General features: G+C 64.7%; 11 protein-coding genes. 9 read left to right on the forward strand and 2 right to left on the reverse strand.

All coding sequences use genetic code 11. The features are described 5' to 3' along the window. Positions 1-60: 60 nt before the first annotated feature. Together ACOYYX_RS16355 and ACOYYX_RS16360 are read left to right on the forward strand one after the other, a co-directional pair. Positions 61-1,269 (forward strand): glycosyltransferase, encoded by a 1,209-nt coding sequence (locus ACOYYX_RS16355; protein ID WP_422930977.1) that lies wholly within the window; start codon positions 61-63, stop codon positions 1,267-1,269. Positions 1,270-1,357: 88 nt separating this feature from the next. Beyond that, on the forward strand, positions 1,358-2,581 hold the full coding sequence (locus tag ACOYYX_RS16360) for a glycosyltransferase (RefSeq protein WP_422930978.1): 1,224 nt from the start codon (positions 1,358-1,360) through the stop codon (positions 2,579-2,581). Positions 2,582-2,631: 50 nt separating this feature from the next. Here ACOYYX_RS16360 and ACOYYX_RS16365 read toward each other — a convergent pair whose 3' ends face one another. Beyond that, the gene (locus ACOYYX_RS16365; RefSeq protein WP_422930979.1) at positions 2,632-3,744 is read right to left on the reverse strand and encodes a glycosyltransferase family 4 protein; all 1,113 of its coding nucleotides are present in this window, start codon (positions 3,742-3,744) and stop codon (positions 2,632-2,634) included. Between the two features lie 287 nt (positions 3,745-4,031). Here ACOYYX_RS16365 and ACOYYX_RS16370 point away from each other — a divergent pair, with 287 nt between their 5' ends. From ACOYYX_RS16370 to ACOYYX_RS16400, 7 genes are all read left to right on the forward strand, one after another. Further along, positions 4,032-5,009 (forward strand): AAA family ATPase, encoded by a 978-nt coding sequence (locus tag ACOYYX_RS16370; protein ID WP_422930980.1) that lies wholly within the window; start codon positions 4,032-4,034, stop codon positions 5,007-5,009. Positions 5,010-5,159: 150 nt separating this feature from the next. Next, on the forward strand, positions 5,160-6,536 hold the full coding sequence (locus tag ACOYYX_RS16375; protein WP_422930981.1) for a DUF58 domain-containing protein: 1,377 nt from the start codon (positions 5,160-5,162) through the stop codon (positions 6,534-6,536). Between the two features lie 2 nt (positions 6,537-6,538). Next, positions 6,539-8,863, forward strand: a complete 2,325-nt coding sequence (locus tag ACOYYX_RS16380) for a transglutaminase TgpA family protein (protein WP_422930982.1) — start codon at positions 6,539-6,541, stop codon at positions 8,861-8,863. A gap of 287 nt (positions 8,864-9,150) precedes the next feature. Further along, positions 9,151-10,110: a fumarylacetoacetate hydrolase family protein gene (locus ACOYYX_RS16385; RefSeq protein WP_422930983.1), complete on the forward strand. Its 960-nt coding sequence runs from the start codon at positions 9,151-9,153 to the stop codon at positions 10,108-10,110. A gap of 287 nt (positions 10,111-10,397) precedes the next feature. Next, a complete protein-coding gene (locus ACOYYX_RS16390; RefSeq protein WP_422930984.1) occupies positions 10,398-13,847 on the forward strand; it encodes a pyruvate carboxylase in 3,450 nt (1,149 codons plus the stop codon). A 96-nt stretch (positions 13,848-13,943) separates the two neighbouring features. Continuing rightward, positions 13,944-14,708, forward strand: a complete 765-nt coding sequence (locus tag ACOYYX_RS16395; RefSeq protein WP_422930985.1) for a biotin--[acetyl-CoA-carboxylase] ligase — start codon at positions 13,944-13,946, stop codon at positions 14,706-14,708. Positions 14,709-15,099: 391 nt separating this feature from the next. Then, positions 15,100-15,867 carry an RraA family protein gene (locus tag ACOYYX_RS16400; protein WP_422930986.1) on the forward strand — a complete coding sequence of 256 codons (768 nt, stop codon included), beginning with the start codon at positions 15,100-15,102 and terminating at the stop codon, positions 15,865-15,867. A 107-nt stretch (positions 15,868-15,974) separates the two neighbouring features. On the opposite strand, the gene ACOYYX_RS16405 is transcribed toward ACOYYX_RS16400, so the two are convergent. Further along, entirely contained in the window at positions 15,975-17,201 is a 1,227-nt protein-coding gene (locus ACOYYX_RS16405) for an aminotransferase class V-fold PLP-dependent enzyme (RefSeq protein WP_422930987.1), read from the reverse strand. Between the last annotated feature and the right edge of the window lie 147 nt (positions 17,202-17,348).

Raw genomic sequence — 17,348 nt, forward strand, 5'->3', positions numbered from 1 at the left:
GCCGGGACCATCTCGCGAACGCATGCGATCCGAAGCGACTCGGCATTGGAAGCAACATCCATGAGCACGACCCTGGCGATCTGCTTCACCAATTTCGGCCCCTATCACCTCGCGCGACTTCGCGCCCTCGCGGTGGCGTTGGAAGAGGATGGCGGGAAGCTCCTGGCCTACGAGATGGCGGGGACCGAGAAGCGGTATCCCTGGCAGCCAGCCCGGGGCGACGAGCCCTTCGCCTGGTCGACCTTCTTCCCGGATCAGGCCGTCGAGCGGCTCTCGGGTGGCGCCTGCTCCCAGGCGATCTACGCGGCCCTCGATCGGGACCAGCCCTCGGCGGTCGCGATCGTCGGTTACGCTCGCCCCGAGTCGCGCGCCGCCCTTCGCTGGGGCTGGAAGCATGACGTGCCCGTCATCCTGATGTCCGAGAGCCAGTCCATCGACCATCCGCGCGTCTGGTGGAAAGAGGTCATCAAGCGAGGCCGGGTCGAGCGGTGCTCGGCCGGGCTCGTGGGCGGTCCCCGGCATCGCGATTACCTCGTCGACCTCGGCCTGCCGGCCGATCGCATCGCCCTGGGCTACAACGCCGTCGACAACGATCATTACGCGACGCTGGCGGACTCGGCCCGGCAGGATCCGGCGGGGCGTTCCGGACTTCCCGAGGCGAGCTACTTCATCGCGGTCAATCGTTTCGTGCCCGAGAAGAACCTGCCGATGCTGGTGCGTGCCTATGCACGCTATCGACGCGGCCTGGCGGAAGGATTCCGGCCGTGGGACCTCGTCCTCTGCGGCGGCGGTCCCAATGCCGATGAGGTCGAAGCGGCCATCGTTGAGAGCGGGTTCGCCGACTCGATTCATCGCCCCGGATTCCTCCAGGCCGACGTCCTCCCTCGCTGGTATGCCCATGCGTCGGCCTTCGTCCATCCGAGCCTGATGGAGCCCTGGGGCCTCGTCGTGAACGAGGCGGCGGTCTGCGGACTGCCGCTACTCGTCTCCGACCTCGCTGGCGCCGTCGAGACCTTCGTCCCCGAAGGGAAGGACTCGACCGGCCGACGCTTCGATCCTCGCGACGAGGACAGCCTCGCCGCCTGCCTCGAATGGATGGCGACCCAGCCGGAGGCCGATCGACTGGCCCAGGGGAGACGGGCCGCGGCGGTCGCCTCGGAGTGGGGACCCGAGCGGTTCGCCCGGGGGACCCTCGAGGCCATCGCCGTCGCCGCCCGGGGCCCCTCGAAGAAGAGGCCGAGGTATCGGCTCCTGGCGTCGGGCTCCTGAATCTCGGACCGAGGTTTCGACAAGAATCACGCATCACGCCGATGCCCTGAGAAGACAACGGCTCCTCGTCGAGCCCTGGAGATGCAACATGGATGCGCCATCTCGTTCGGCCGTCGCCCTGACTACCAAATCACCTCGCACCTCATCCCCACGGACCTTCCGCGAGGGCTGGCTGCACCTCTGCAACGGCCTCGATCCGGTTCGCGACGGCGGCATGGTGCCGAGCATCCTGGGCATGACGGGCGGCCTGGCGGAGCGGAACGACACGCCAGTCACGATCGTGACCCCCACGCATTCGGCGCTCGGGGATACGCAGATCCCGCCCCAGGTCTCGCTCCGGGGGCCCGAAACCGACCTGGAGTCCATGGTCCGCACGGCCGAGGTCGTGCATATCCACGGCCTCTGGCAGGTCCAGACGCGTCGAGGGGCCCGCGCAGCCCGCTCATCCTCGATCCCCTATCTGATCACGGCTCACGGCCATGCCGAGCCCTGGGCGCTGCGGCATAAGGCCTTGAAAAAGAAGATCTATACGGCCCTCATCGAGGGGAAGAACCTTCGCCGCGCGGCATGCCTCCACGCCCTGTCCCGACCCGAAATTGGCTACCTGCGGGCGCTCGCCCCGACGACCCCGGTCTGCTACATCCCCAACGGCGTGAACCTCGCCCCTTTCGATAGCCTGCCCGATCGCTCCGTCCTCGAGGCCGAGTTCCCCGAACTCGCCGGCAAGTTCCTGCTCCTCTTCTTCGGGCGGATCCACGTGAAGAAGGGGCTCGACATGCTCGCCGAGGCCTTCTCCACGATCAAGAACGACTACCCGGACGTCCATATCCTCCTGGCCGGCAAGGACGACGGAGCCCTCGGGCCCTTCCTCGACCGGGCGGCGGCCGACAATTTCTCGTCGCGAGTGACCTGGGTCGGTCACGTCTCGGGCGAGCGGGCCCGCCAGGTCTGGGGCGCGGCCGATGCCTTCATCCTGCCGAGCTACAGTGAAGGCTTCAGCATGGCGATCCTCGAGGCGCTCGGGTCACGCCTGCCGTCTCTGATCACGACGACCTGCTACTTCGACGAACTCGGCGAGGCCGAGGGGGGCATCGTCGTCACCCCCGACGTCGACGCCGTGAGGCAAGGCCTTCGCGACCTCCTGGATCGGAGCCCCGAAGAACGCGCCGAGATGGGGCAGATCGGCCGGGCCCTGGTCGAGCAAAAATACACGTGGGACCAGCAGGTCTCGCGACTCGCCGAGGTCTATCGCTGGGTCTCCGGCGGGGGCTCGATGCCCGAGGCCGTCGCCGCGGCCGAGCCGCACACCTGAATCCGACCTTGAACGACGGACCCAAACGGCCGGCTTAGTCCGGAGTCGCTTCAGACGAGGACGGCCGCTCGCGGTTCACCGGCCGTTTCAAGTGCCAGGATTTCCTGGTAGAGCGTCGCCAACGCCCTGGCTTCCTGGTCGGGGTCGAAACGACTCATGATCGTCTTCTGCCCTGCCTGGCCGAGCATCCGGGCTCGATCGGGGTCTCGCAACAGAGAGATGATGGCGTTTGCCAGTCCCCCCGAATCGTTCGGGACGACGAGAAGGCCCGTCTCCTCGTGCATGACGAGCGAGCGTAGTCCGCGAATGTCGGAGGCGATCGAGGGGACGCCCGCGGCCATCGCCAATCCCAGCGAGCGCCCTACTGTCGGGACGACCGACGTCTGGCAGAAAAGGTCGAGTACGCTCCAAAAATCGAGGCCTTCGACCGGCTGGCCGGCGAAAGTGACGCGATCGGTGATCTTGAGCCGCTCGGCCCGGCGCCGCAGGTCGGCCTCGTCCTCGCCTTCCCCGGCGATCACGAACTCGACGTCGGCTCCGGCATCGAGAACCCGGCGCGCGGCGTTCAGGAATGTCGAGAAGCCCGACGAGGCCGTCAGGGGACCCGCCGTGCCTATGACGGGGACTCGAGCCGAGCGAGGACGATCGGTCTGGGGCGGATTCGCCACGGGCCGCACATCCAGCCCCATGCCGATGGTCGTCATCAAGCTCGCGGGAACGCCGAATTGCTGGGACAAGTCATGCGAGAGTTCGGATGTGACGGGGACCAGCCGCCTGCACCATTTCTCGCTCAGGCGCAGGCGATCGTGCGGCCCGAGGAACTCGTCGACGGTCTGGAGGTAAGGTAGCCGCCAGTGCTCGGCGATGGCCAGACCCGCCGGGGCCGCTTCGGTGTGAATGACGTGAAGGAGGTCGGGGCGATGGATCGACTCGTCGAGGCGGAGGCGACGGATCGCCAGGGCCATTTGCCAGCGGACGCCGAGACCGGGGCATTCGATGATGCGGTCGCCTTCGTCGCCATCCCCCTCATTGGATGTGCAAAGGACCTGGACCGACATCCCCGCGTGTTCGAGGCGGTCCAGGATCGCGTCGAGGGGCCCGTCGGCGTAATGGGTACCGAGGCGCCCGGCCAAGAGGAGAATGTGCCGCGTGGGTTCGGCCATCGCGTCGTCCCTCCCTGGGCCTTGGATGGAGTGAATCGACCCTGTTAATGCCAGCCGATCGCACCGTAACACAAGAACTTCACCTTGGGCACCCAAAAATCCGGGACTTCGCCCGTCTTGTCCGTAATCTCTCGTGCCCCGTCAAGGCACGCGTTGGAATCGAGGGTTCGCGTCGCTTATACTGAGGTGGAGGACGTCTGTGGACAGGCTCATCACGCCCAAGGTCTGTCGATGTTGCAAGTCCCCTCGGCTGCACCGGTATCGATTCGCGATTCGAAGGACACCGCATGAATGCTCCCCAGGCCTCCGAGGTCTCGGCACCCGGCCTTGACGAGTTGACGGCTTCGTTGAACCGCCTGATCGACAACATCGCCTCCGTGGTCCTGGGCAAGCCCGAGGCCATCAAGTTGGCCGTGGTCGCGCTGCTGGCGGAGGGGCACATCCTGATCGAAGACGTCCCCGGGGTCGGCAAGACCTTGCTGGCACGAGCGATCGCCGCGAGCATCGACTGCTCATTCCGCCGCGTCCAGTTCACCCCCGACTTGCTCCCCTCGGACATCCTCGGTTCGAGCGTCTACAATGGGGCTACCGGGGAGTTCGTCTTCAAGCCTGGCCCGATCTTCTCGAACGTGATCCTGGCCGACGAGGTGAACCGGACCACCCCCAGGACGCAGAGTGCCTTGCTCGAGGCCATGGGAGACGGCCAGGTCTCAGTGGAAGGGAAGACCTACGAACTCGAGCCCCCCTTCATTGTACTTGCCACGCAGAATCCGTACGAGTTTGAAGGCACCTACGTCCTCCCCGAAAGCCAGCTCGACCGCTTCATGATCCGGCTCCGCCTCGGCTATCCCCTCCGATCCGAGGAGCGCCGGGTGCTCTCGAGCCATCGCGACGGCGAGCCGGTCGAGACGCTCCGCCCGGTGCTGACCTCGGAGGACATCCTCCAGCTCCAGAAGGCCGTGCGCCACGTCCGCGTCGATGAGTCGATCGCCGACTACCTGCTCGATATCGTCCACGCCACCCGCAAGGGGGAAGATCTTCACGTCGGCGTCAGCACCCGCGGGGCCCTGACCCTCTATCGCGCCGCGCAGAGCCTGGCCCTGGTCTCGGGACGCGACTACGTGGTGCCCGACGACATCAAGACCCTGGCGATCCCAGTCCTCTCGCACCGCGTCGTCGGCAAGTCGTTCCTCCAGGCCGGCGAGTTCGGCGCGGCCGAGGCGATCATCCGCGACATCGTCGATCGGCTCCGCGTGCCGGCCTGATACCCTCTCCTCGGCCAACCATTTGCAGGCCCGGATCGTGAGGATCCCGTTCGGGATCCTCCCATCCGCAACGCCGGTCCCTGACGCCCGCCGGGGCATGGCTCCGGTCCCACATCTCGGTCGATCCACGACGCTGGGGAAGGATGTTCGATGGAGTCTCGAGGACGGATCAGCAAGTTCGGCCATCGGCTCGTCTCGACCCTCTGGCCTACGCAACGCCTGCTCTGGACCCGGGAGGGCCTGGGATACCTCGTGGTCTGGGGCCTGCTGCTGCTGACGGGTTTATATCAACAGATCAACCTGATATTGCTCGTCTCGGGCCTCGCGGCCGGGCCGATCGTCGCGTCGATGTTCGCCAGCGCATCGATGCTCCGCAGGCTCAGCGTGACCAGGAGGACCCCGCCATATGTCTTCTCCGGCGAACCACTCGTCCTGGACTATTTGCTCGAGAATGCTCGAACTTATACGGCCGCACTGGCCCTCGCCATCGAGGACGACCTCGTCCCGATGGATCGGAGCGTCTCGGGCTCGACGAGCGTCACGCCGCGGGTATTCTTCGCTCGCGTACCCGGGCGGGAAAAGGCGAGAGTCAGGTGGCAGGGGAAGAGCCCGAAGCGGGGGAAGTATCGCTTCCGCACGTTGGATATCGTCACGCGATCGCCGTTCGGGCTCATGGAACGCAGGGTGACGGTGACCCAACCCGGCCAGATCATCGTCTATCCGAGGGTTGGGCAGCTCAGCCGACGCTGGCAGCTCATGCAGAGGCAGGCGACCGAGACTCGGCGCGGCCAACGGCACGACCGCTCGGCCCAGCAGCAGGAATACCACGGCCTCCGCGACTATCGGCCCGGCGACAGCCCTCGCTGGATCCACTGGCGGACCTCGGCGAGACTCGGCCAGCCGATGATCAAGGAATTCGAGCAGCAGAACGAGCAGGACCTCGCGATCCTCCTCGACCCGTTCCTCCCCAGGACCAAGGTCACGGCCGAGCAGCGCGAGGCGCTCGAACTCCTGATCGAGTTCGCCGCCACGGTCTGCATGGAGACTTGCCGTCACACGGGACGGCGCCTGCTCCTGGGTTGGACCGGCTCGACTCCCGGCGTCCGTCAGGGGCCCGCATCGGTCAAGTTGCTGCACGAGTTGCTGGAGCAACTCGCCGTCATGCGACCTTGCGGCGAAGGGACCCTTTCCGGCCTCTTCGACGCCGTTCCCCCGGCGACCTTGCGTGAAGCGGCCCTCATCATCGTCTCGACGCGTCCCGTCAACCTGATGGAAGAGACCGAGCGCTCGGATCGCCTGGGTGGCTCCTCATCGCGGAGCCTCATGGGACGCGTCATGCTTCTTGACGTCTCGAATGGCGACCTCACCGACCTGATCCAGTTCCCCGACGACCAGCCCCAGGCCATGCGCGACCTGCCCCGCCCCAGTCGCCAGGAGCTCGAAGAGTCAACGGCCGGGACGGAAGCCACGCCCGAGCCTGAGCCCCAGACCGTCCCGACCGAGGTCCAGAGCGGGGGAGAAGCCTGACCATGAATTTCGCCAGCCTGTATCGAGCCAGCTTCTACCTCATGCTCTTCTTCGCCACGCTCACCATGAGCGCGGACGTGACCGACAACCGATTCGCCTTCCTGTTCCCGGTGGGGGTCGCCTGCGCGGGGGCTCTCGCCTTCCTCACCGTCGACCGAAACGCCAAGCTTAGTTTGTCTCGCCCGTCGGCCAACGCCCTCGGGCTCGCGTCGATCGGGCTCGTTTTCCTCGAGTACACGCTCGACCCGTCGCAGCTATTGATGGCGCTCGCCCACTTCCTGGTCTACCTGCAACTCATCAAAATCTTCCTGGTCAAGACACCTCAGGATGACTGGTTCCTGTTCCTGCTCGGCCTGATGCAGGTTTTGGTCGGGGCGGTCATCAGCCAGAGCGATCGGCTGGGGATGATCCTGTTCATCTGGGCCTTCCTCTCGCTTTGGGTCCTGGCGCTCTTCTCGCTTCATCGCGATGCCCTGCGACACGGGGCGACGACCCTGCTCAATTCCAGCGTGCAAGAGCCCGAAGGTGTCGCCGGCGTCGTTCTCCGGCCGCTCCCGGTGAAGAATGAGCCGGGAGACGCGAGCGAGGACGAGGCGAAAGACCCGTATCCCGGGCTACTCGACTTCCCCTTCGTCTTCTCGGCGCTCCGCGTCCTCCTGCTGACGCTGGCACTCGGCGGCGTGATCTTCCTCGCCATGCCGAGAAGTGGCCAGGCGGGCCGAGCGACGCGAGGCTCGGAGCCCATGGCGAAGCATCTTACCGGCTTCGATGAGGAGGTTCAGCTCGGTCAGCTCGGGGAGATCCTCGAGAACGACAGCGTCGTGATGAGCGTGGAGCTCGAGGACCAGAACGGGGCGCCCTATCTTCCCACCGAGGAACTCCTCTGGCGTGGTGTGACGATGGCGAATTATGAGAAGGGCCGCTGGCATCGGCAGGATCGGGCCAACGGCTACCTCCCGAAATACTCCGACAGCGAGTTGGAGCAGAGGCCCTTCGTCCGCCAGATCATCAAGCTCGAGTCCAACGACTCGCCGGTCCTCTTCGGCCTTCGCCCCGTCCTCAAAGCCACGGCGAACCAGCGCCAGGAGCCCGAGTTGAATGCCATCGATGGCACCTTCTCTCGCCCTGACTCCCGCGGAGGCACATTCGACTACGAGCTATACTCGGACCTTCCTGCTAAGCCCCTGCAGTACGGCGAAGAGCCCCCTTCGCCGGAGCGACTCGCCGCGTATCGGCGGATGCCCGAAGATCTGAAGACGCGATTCTCGGCCATCGCCAAACCCTTGCTCGAGAACATCCCCGAATCCGACGTCGAGGCGAGGGCCCGCGCCCTCGAGAAGTACTTCGCGAACTCGGGAGAGTTCACGTACACCTTGCGGATGTCGACGATCGATCCGAGTCTCGACCCGGTCGAGGACTTCCTGATCAATCGCAAGGAAGGGCACTGCGAGTATTACGCCTCGGCGCTCACCCTCCTGCTCCGCTCCGTCAACATCCCCGCGCGGATGGTCAACGGCTTCAAGGGGGGGGACTGGAACGCCCTGACGAAGGTCATGAACGTGCGCCAGAAGTTCGCCCATAGCTGGGTCGAGGTCTATCTCGGCGACCGGAACGTCAACTCCTCGACCCTGCCGATCTGGCTCACCCTCGACCCGACCCCGGGTCTCGAACGCCGGGAGTCGATCGCCAAGGTGGGGGGCATCAACAGCAACTTCCGCCAGATCACCGACCTCATTCGTTATATCTGGGTATTCTTCGTCGTCGGATACAACGCCGACAGGCAAAGCCGACTCGTCTACGAGCCGATCCAGGAACTGGTCGCCTCGGCCAAGAGCGGCTTCGCCATGATGGGAGACACGATCCGACCCGCCCTGGCGAATCTGCTCCACTTCAAGAATTTCGGGCAGTTTATCAGCATCCGTGGATTCATCGTCTCCTTCGTGGCACTCCTGCTGCTGGCGGGGATCATCCATCTCCTGCGGCAACTCGTGCTGAGACTTTTGCGCTGGTATCGCGGCCCGAATGTCGACAGTGACACGTTCGGCGCCGGAGTCGTCTTCTATCGCAGGCTGATGACGATGCTCGCCGACCTCGGGCTCGAACGTCCCCCGGCCGAGACCCAGTCCGAGTTCGCGCGGCGTGCCTCCCTGCTCCTCTCGCGTCAAGGCTCGAACACCGAGGTCGTCTCCGAAGTCCCTCGGCTCGTGGTGGATGCCTTCTACCGCGTCCGTTTCGGCAACCTGACGCTCTCGCAGGAAGCTCTCGACGAGCTGGAAGCCCGGCTCGATGCGCTCGAGGCGAGCCTGCGGGCGAGTCGAAGCTCTTGAGCTTTGCCGGTGAGCAAGAAATGTCTCGAATCCCGCGACGCTGGCGAGGGGGCCGAACCGCCGCCTCGTAAGACGAGCGAGGTCCAAGGCAATTCGCGAACTGGATTGGCATAGCTTCCCCAATCACTTGTGTCAGCCTCACCCCTAATATTTGACGCGAACGTTGTGGAGGGATGCTGCGTCGCGTTAAGGTAACTCGCCTCGAAATCCGAGGACATTGACGACCGTCTCGTGCGACCACGGCCGGCCGCGGCGTTGAATGCGTGGAACAAGCAGGAGGTTCGAGCATGCGACTTTGCCGATTCAGCCTCGACGACATGATCCTGGTCGGGTTCTACACGGAAGAGCGGGTCATCCCGATCGACCAGGCGGCCGAGGCATACAGCGAAGCGCTCCAGGTTGAACTGCTCCTGCCCACCACCGAAAACCTCCTGGACCTCCTGCCCCCCGACGGGGCCTCGTTCCATGTCATCCGCGAACTTGCGAGATGGATTCAGGATCTCGACGCGGAGACGCTCGACGAGCTGGCGATCCCAACCTCCGACGTCCAGGTCCTCGTGCCGATCGAGAAGCCCGGGAAGATCCTCCTGCTCGCCGGCAACTACGCCGAGCACATCGTCGAGCGCGGAGGGGTGAGCGTTGAGCGCAAGGAGACATTCCCTTATGTCTTCATGAAGCCCACGACGACCCTCACGCATCCGGGCGACCCGGTCGTCCTGCCGGCCTGCTCCCCTGACCACATCGACTGGGAGTGCGAGCTCGGCGTGGTGATCGGGAAGACCTGCCGCGACGTGAGCGAGGAAGACGCGCTCTCGTATGTCGCCGGCTACACGGTCGTCAACGACGTCACCGACCGTAAGTTCAAGCCGAACCCCGACCGGAAGATGCGCGAACGCGACCGGTTCTTCGACTGGCTGCATGGCAAGTGGCACGACACCTTCTGCCCGATGGGCCCCTGCGTCCTTAGCGCATCGTCGGTCGACGACCCGCAGGCATTCAAGATCAAGCTCACGGTCAACGACGAGGTCAAGCAGGACGGCTCGACCGGCCAGATGATCTTCCCCGTCGCGGCGATCGTGTCTTTCGTCTCGCAGTTCGTCACGCTGGAGCCGGGCGACATCATCTCGACGGGTACGCTTTCGGGGGTTGGTTCGGCCAAGGAGACGTACCTCAAGCCGGGCGACACGCTCAAGGCCACCATCGAGGGCATCGGTACCCTTGAAAACCCGGTGGTGGAAGCCGAATAAGCTCCATAACGCACGAACTCGGCCCCGGCGGCTTGATCCGTTCGTTTCCGGACGTACACTCGAGTCCGTGATAGAGTCTTGGTACGCGCGCACTCGAGGGCCATGCGAGGCCCCTCGACCGCTCCTGCGACATACCCGATGCGCGCATCCGTCCGCCTAACTCCCTGGCCGACTTTTTGTTGCAACGGGGCGTGGCGGGCGGAAAATAGACAGGAACTCTCCGCTAATTCGGTCGACTCGATGGTTTTCGGGTCAAACCTATTGACCTCCATGCCCGGGATGGTTCGATGCTCGAGATTCGCAAGCTGCTGGTGGCCAATCGTGGCGAGATCGCCATCCGGGTCTGTCGTTCGGCTCACGAGCTCGGCATAAGGACGGTTGCGATCTACTCCCACGAGGACCGATTCGCCATCCATCGGCTCAAGGCCGACGAGGCCTATCAGGTCGGGAAGCAGGGCGAGCCCATCCGCAGCTATTTGAACATCGAGGCGATCATCGCCCTGGCTCGCGAGAAGAAGGTCGACGCGATCCACCCGGGCTATGGGTTCCTCTCCGAGAACTCCGACTTCGCCCGAGCCTGCGCCGAGGCCGGGATCAAGTTCGTCGGCCCTCGCCCCGAAATCCTCGACCTCCTCGGCGACAAGGTCGCGGCCCGCAAGATCGCCGACGAGGCGGGCGTGCCGATCCTCTCGGGAAGCCCTCACCCGGTCCTTCCGGGGGCGGATGCGCAGGGGGTCGCCGAGACGCTGGGATACCCCGTGATCGTCAAGGCCTCGATGGGGGGCGGCGGCAGAGGTATGAGGGTCGTCGAGACTGCCGATGCCCTCGACACGGCCGTCGACCAGGCCAGGCGCGAGGCCGGGACGGCCTTCGGCGTGCCGGACGTCTTCCTCGAGAAGTTCATCCGCAAGGCCAAGCACATCGAGGTGCAACTCCTCGGCGACAGCCTTGGCAACCTCGTCCATCTCTACGAGCGCGACTGCTCGGTCCAGCGTCGACACCAGAAGGTCATCGAGATCGCCCCGGCGTACAACCTCGACCCGGCCATCCGCACGGCAATCTGCGACGCTGCCGTGAAGATCGGCCGGCACGTCAGGTATGACAACGCGGGGACTGTCGAGTTCCTCCTCGACGACGAGACCGGGAAGTTCTACTTCATCGAGGTGAACCCGCGCATCCAGGTCGAGCACACCGTCACCGAGATGGTGACGGGCATCGACCTCGTGAAGAGCCAGATCTTGATCGCCCAGGGGGCGTCGCTCTCAGACCCTGAGATCGGGATCCCGGATCAAGGCTCGGTGCAGACGCAGGGCTTCGCCTTCCAGTGCCGCGTGACGACCGAGGATCCGGCCAACAAGTTTACGCCCGACTACGGCCGCATCACGCACTATCGCTCGGCGGGCGGCCTCGGTCTGCGGCTCGATGGCGGCCCGGGCATCACGGGCGGGATCGTTACTCCCTTTTATGATTCGCTCCTGGTCAAAGTCTCCGCTAGCGGCAGGCGCTTCATCGACGCCGTGAAGCGGATGGAGCGGGCTCTGCAAGAATTCCGCATCCGCGGCGTGAAGACGAATATCCCATTCCTCCTGAACGTCATCGATCATCCGGACTTCCTCGAAGGACGCTGCACGACCCGGTTCATCGACGAAACGCCGGACCTGTTCCGATTCCCGCTCAGGCAGGATCGGGCCACCAAGATCCTCACCTTCGCGGCCGAGGTCACGGTCAACGGCTTCCCGGGGGTCACCCGGCCTTCCGCAGAAATTGGCCTGACCGAGCCGGTCCCGCCCCCGTTCGATGCGACCGCCGAGCCGGTGCCCGGCTCCCGCCAGCGCTTCAAGGAGATGGGCCCCGAGAAGTTTTCCCAGTGGGTCCGCGAGCATACCCCCCTGCTCCTCACCGACACCACCTTCCGGGATGCCCACCAGTCGTTGCTGGCCACCCGGCTCCGCACCCGGGACATGCTCAGGGTGGCCGATGCTTATGCCCGCATCTGTCCCAAGATGTTCTCGATCGAGATGTGGGGCGGTGCCACCTTCGACACCTCGATGCGCTTCCTCAAGGAAGACCCCTGGGATCGCCTGACCCAGCTCCGGGAAAAGATCCCCAATATCCTGTTTCAGATGCTCCTTCGGGGCTCGAATGCCGTCGGCTACACGAGCTATCCCGACAACCTCGTGCGGGAGTTCGTCAAGGAATCGGCCTCGGCCGGGATCGATCTCTTCCGGGTCTTCGACGCCCTGAACTGGATACCGAACATGCAGGTGGCCCTCGACGCCGTCCGAGAGGCGGGCGGGCTCTGCGAGGCCGCCATCTGCTACACGGGCGACATCCTCAACCCCGCCAGGCCCAAGTACAACCTCGGCTACTACGTCTCAATGGCGAAGGAACTCGAGAAGCGCGGTGCGAACTTCATCGCCATCAAGGACATGGCCGGGCTCTGCAAGCCGTTCGCGGCCGAGAGGTTGATCAAGGCACTCCGCGAAGAGGTCGGGATACCGATCCACTTCCACACGCACGATATCGGCGGGGCCCAGGCCGCCAGCGTGATCAAGGGGGCCGAGGTCGGGCTCGACGTGGCCGACGGTGCCATCGCCTCGATGTCCGGCCTGACCTCGCAGGCGAGCCTCAACGCCCTGGTCGAATCGCTGCGGTTCACCCCGCGCGAGACCGAAGTCGAGCCGGCCGCTCTGATCGAGCTGAGCCGATACTGGGAGGAAGTCCGGGCGATGTACGCCCCGTTCGAGGCGGGCCTCCTCGCCCCCTCGGCCGAGGTCTACGCCTACGAGATGCCGGGCGGTCAATACACGAACCTGCTCCAGCAGGCCAAGGCCCTGGGCCTGGAGTCGCGCTGGCCGGAGGTCTGCAAGGCCTACGCCGACGTCAACATCCTCTTCGGCGACATCGTCAAGGTGACGCCCAGCTCCAAGGTCGTCGGCGACATGGCCCTCTTCCTCGTCGCCAATAACCTCGTCCCCAGCGACACGCTCGATCCCGAACGCGAACTCGCCTTCCCGGAGAGTGTCGTCGAACTCTTCGAAGGCCGCCTCGGCCAGCCCCCTGGAGGCTTCCCGGCAGCCCTACAGGAACGCGTGCTCAAGGGGCGACCGGCGAGCACTGACCGGCCCGGTGCGAACCTTCCGCCGGCCGACATCGCAGCCGCCCGGGAGAAGGCGGCCGCCTTACTCGGACGCCCGGCGACGGTGCGCGACGCCCTCAGCCTCCTGATCTACCCTCGCGTCTTCCCAGATCTCGCCTCCCATCAGCGGTCGTATTCCGACACGTCGATCCTGCCAACCCCGATCTTCTTCTTCGGGCCTGATGCCGCGAAGGAATACCCCGTCGAGATCGAGCCGGGCAAGACGTTGATCGTCAAGCTCCTCGCCGTGGGCGAGCCCCACGCCGACGGCAGGCGCACGGTCTTCTTCGAGCTCAATGGCCAACCTCGCGAGGTCGAGATCATCGACCGCTCGCTCGCGTCGGCCGTCCGCGAGGTCGCCAAGGCCGACCCGAGCGACCCGAATCAGATCGGCTCTCCCTTGCCAGGACTCGTGGTCGGGGTCGCAGTGCATGTTGGCGACGCCGTCCGCAAGGGCCAGAAGCTCCTCTCCATCGAGGCCATGAAGATGGAAACGACCCTGTACGCCGAGCGGCCCGGCCGCGTCGCGGAGGTCCTCACCGCGGTCGGCCAGCAGGTGCAGACGGGCGAACTCCTCATCAAGTTGACGCCCCAATAATTCTGGATATCTTGCAAACCTTCATCCATCAGCCGGCTCGGCGGCCTTCTCCCCTCGCATGAGGGCCGCCGACCGACCGGGCTGGAAGTGTCGACCATGCTGGAATCGTTCGCCGGGACGTGGGTGTATCGCGAAAGCGTCGAGTCGACCAACGACCTGGCGAAGGAGATCGTGTCCGATCCTCGAGGCCCCCTCCCCGTCGTCGTCTGGACCAAACGCCAGACTCGCGGGCGAGGTCGAGGCGATCATGTCTGGTGGTCGGACGAGGGGAGCCTGACATTCACAGTGGGTTTCGACCCGGCCGCGCTGGGTCTCGAGCGTCGGCATGAGCCTCGGATCGCCCTGGCCACGTCGGTGGCCGTCATCGAGACGCTCGCCCCTCTCGGGATTAATCATGGACTCGAGATCCGCTGGCCCAATGACATCGAGGCGTCCGGCCGCAAGCTTGGCGGGCTGCTCCCCGAGCGAGTCGAGACGCCGCAGGGGCCTCGACTCGTCGTGGGCCTTGGCATCAATGTCTTCACCCACTTCGATGGGGCGCCGGACGAAGTCCGCAAAATGGCTGTCTCGGTGGCCGAACTCGCTTCGACACCACTTCCCTTTGCGGATCTGGGCGATCTGATCGAGCCGATCCTCACCAAATTGTCCGAAGCCCTGGGCCGCCTGAGTCGCGACGATTCGGCGTTATCCGGACGCTGGGAAGCCCTCGACGGACTTCGCGACAAGGCCGTGCGGATCAACCTCGGCAGCCGCATCCTTCAAGGCGTAGGACGGGGCATCGACGAGGAAGGTGCCCTGCTCGTTGCGTCGGGAGGCGTGATCCATCGAATCTTCGGCGGCCAGGTCTTGCGAGATCGGTGAACACGCCCGAGCACGAACCGCTTTCAATTCCCTTCCCGACGTGTACACTCGGGACGCCTCGGCCATTGCATTTCTGTATGCGCGGCCGATTCCCATTAGAAATGCGTTCCTCATGGCCTCGCCACGACCCATCGGCCGTGAGTTCCTGAGGTCATGCCTTGGTTTTCATGTCTCGACATCAAGGTTCGGAGCATCGATCATGCCTTTCGCCCAGGTTCGAGGATGGGGACGATACCGGGTAGCGGTTGCCCTATTAGGCGGACTCTGCCTGTCGACGTGTCGAGTGGCCGAAGCCCAGGAGACGCCGAGCGGGACTGCCGCATCGAAGGCGGACGTGTTCGCAGTCACCTCATCCTGGAAAGGGGAACGCTCCAAGGATGGGCGACCCAGGGTGAGCGACGAACTCCTTGCGCGAATGAAGTCGGTCTCGATCGAGGAGGCCTGGGAAGTCCTGCGCGTCAAAGGCTACGAAAACCAATTCGCGAGCGGTTGGCAGATGCTCCGGCCTAATCAACCGTTCGTCGGTCGAGCCCTCACGGCCGCCTATCTGCCGGCCCGGCCCGACTTCGTCGAGAAGGTCACGCAGCTAGGCAAGGCCGAGGGCCGGATCGGGCCGACCAACTCCTGGCCGATCGACATGCTCCAGAAAGGGGACGTGTATATCGCCGACGGCTTCGGCAAGGTTGCCGATGGCACCTTGATCGGCGACAACCTGGGCAATGCGATCTACGCCAAGTCGAACACGGGAGTCGTCTTCGACGCAGGTGCGCGTGACATCGACGGGCTCGCGGCTATCGAGGGCTTCAACGCCTTCGTCCGAGGCTGGGATCCCTCGTTCATGAAGAACATGGTCATGCATTCGATCAATCGCCCGATCCGGATCGGCCAGTTGACGGTTCTCCCCGGCGACGTGATCCTCGCCCGTCGCGAGGGGGTCATCGTGATCCCACCCGTGCTCGCCGAGGAGGTCGTCCTCAGTTCCGAGGTCGTCCGCCTTAAGGACGAGTTCGGCCACCTTCGACTCCGAGAAGGGATCTACACGCCCGGCCAGATCGACGTCCCCTGGACCGACCCCATCAAGGCCGACTTCTTCAAGTGGATGGAGATGCTCCCGAACAAGCCCCCGACGCCTCGTGCCGAGATCGAGAAGCGTCTCTGATCACAGGGTCTAAGATCGCTCATGCGTTTTAGACCGGATGTCCCGAATAGCCAGGCTCGCAAGTCCTCGAGCCTGGCTATTCCACGTCGACAATGCCCTACCAGAGATCACGCACCGGCGAAGATGGCGCTCAGGCGCTGGGCGACGATCGCATCCTCGCCAGGCTCCATCATCCAGACGCCGATGGAGAGGCGACGGCTCGAGTTGGGCCCGACTTCGATGCTGGGCGTACCCTCGCGGAGCTTCTGAACAACCTGTGACGGGGTCAACTTCCTGGCCTTCTCATCCCAGTCGATTCGGAGATGCGGGACGGCGTTGGCGATCTCGGGGACGAAAACTTCGGTTTTCACATCAGGATAAGTCTTGAGGGCGTCGGCGATGATCTGACAGCGCTTCTCCCAATCTTTCCAGACGGCCTCGTGGTCCTCCTTGAGGAATCCCTCGAGGGCGACCAGCATCCCGATGATTTCCTCCTTGTTCACCTTGTTCGTGCGGCCGACGGTGTCGCCATTGGGGCTGGTATTGAGCTTGGCGGCGGCGATCAGGTCTTTCCGACCCAGGAGCAAACCCGTCGATTGAGGCCCACGGATCCCCTTGCCGCCCGAGACGGCGACGAGGTCGAAGCCCATCTTGGTGAACCTCCAGAGGTTCTCCGCGGGGGGGACGTCGGCGGCGGCGTCGATCAAAGTCGGGATGTTGTGCTTCTTCGCGATCTCGACGAATTCTTCGTGATGGATCTTGCCCAGCGGGTCGGCGAAGTTCAGGAAGAACATCATCGCCGTCCGCTCGTTGATCGCCTTCTCGAGTTCCTCGCGGGTCTCGACCTCGATCATCGTCGCGCCCGTGTTCCGGATTGCGTGGTCGTAGCCCACCCGATGTGTCTTCTGGACGAGGACTTCGTTCTTGAGCCCCTTCATCTCCGGGATCTGGCTCATCTTCTGCTTGTCGGAGCCGGTGATGCAGGCGGCCGTCCCCAGGCACATGGCCGAGGCGCAGCCGGCCGTTACGAGCGCGGCCGGGGCATGGACCAACTCCGCGATCCGCTTGCCCACGGCCGCGTGCAACTCGTCGAGCATGACGTACTTCTTCGAGGCCAGTTGCATGGCCTCCATGACGCCCGGTCGCATCAGCGAGCCGGTCATCATCGTGAAGGTTCCCGCGGCATTGATGAAACTGCGGACCCCGAGTTCCTGGACGACGTCGCGGCCGGGCAACGCCGACGACAGTACCGCCTCGACGGCCGAGGCCTCTCGATCGCCGACGATCATATGCAGGCCGGGAATTCCAGCGAGTAGGCTCAGGAATCTTCGTCGCTTGGTCCGGATCGGTTCCATCGCGGGCTCCAGTGCAAGGTGAGTTGCGCGTGTCGAGAGGTGGATCGGATCGGAGATCGCGCCGACTTCGAGAACTGATGGATCGGCGCGAAACGAGCAGGTCGGTGGAGAGGAATTGGGGCGAATACGCGTGGGTGACGTCGCAGT

This window comes from Singulisphaera chitinilytica, assembly GCF_049331405.1.
GTDB lineage: Bacteria > Planctomycetota > Planctomycetia > Isosphaerales > Isosphaeraceae > PoT.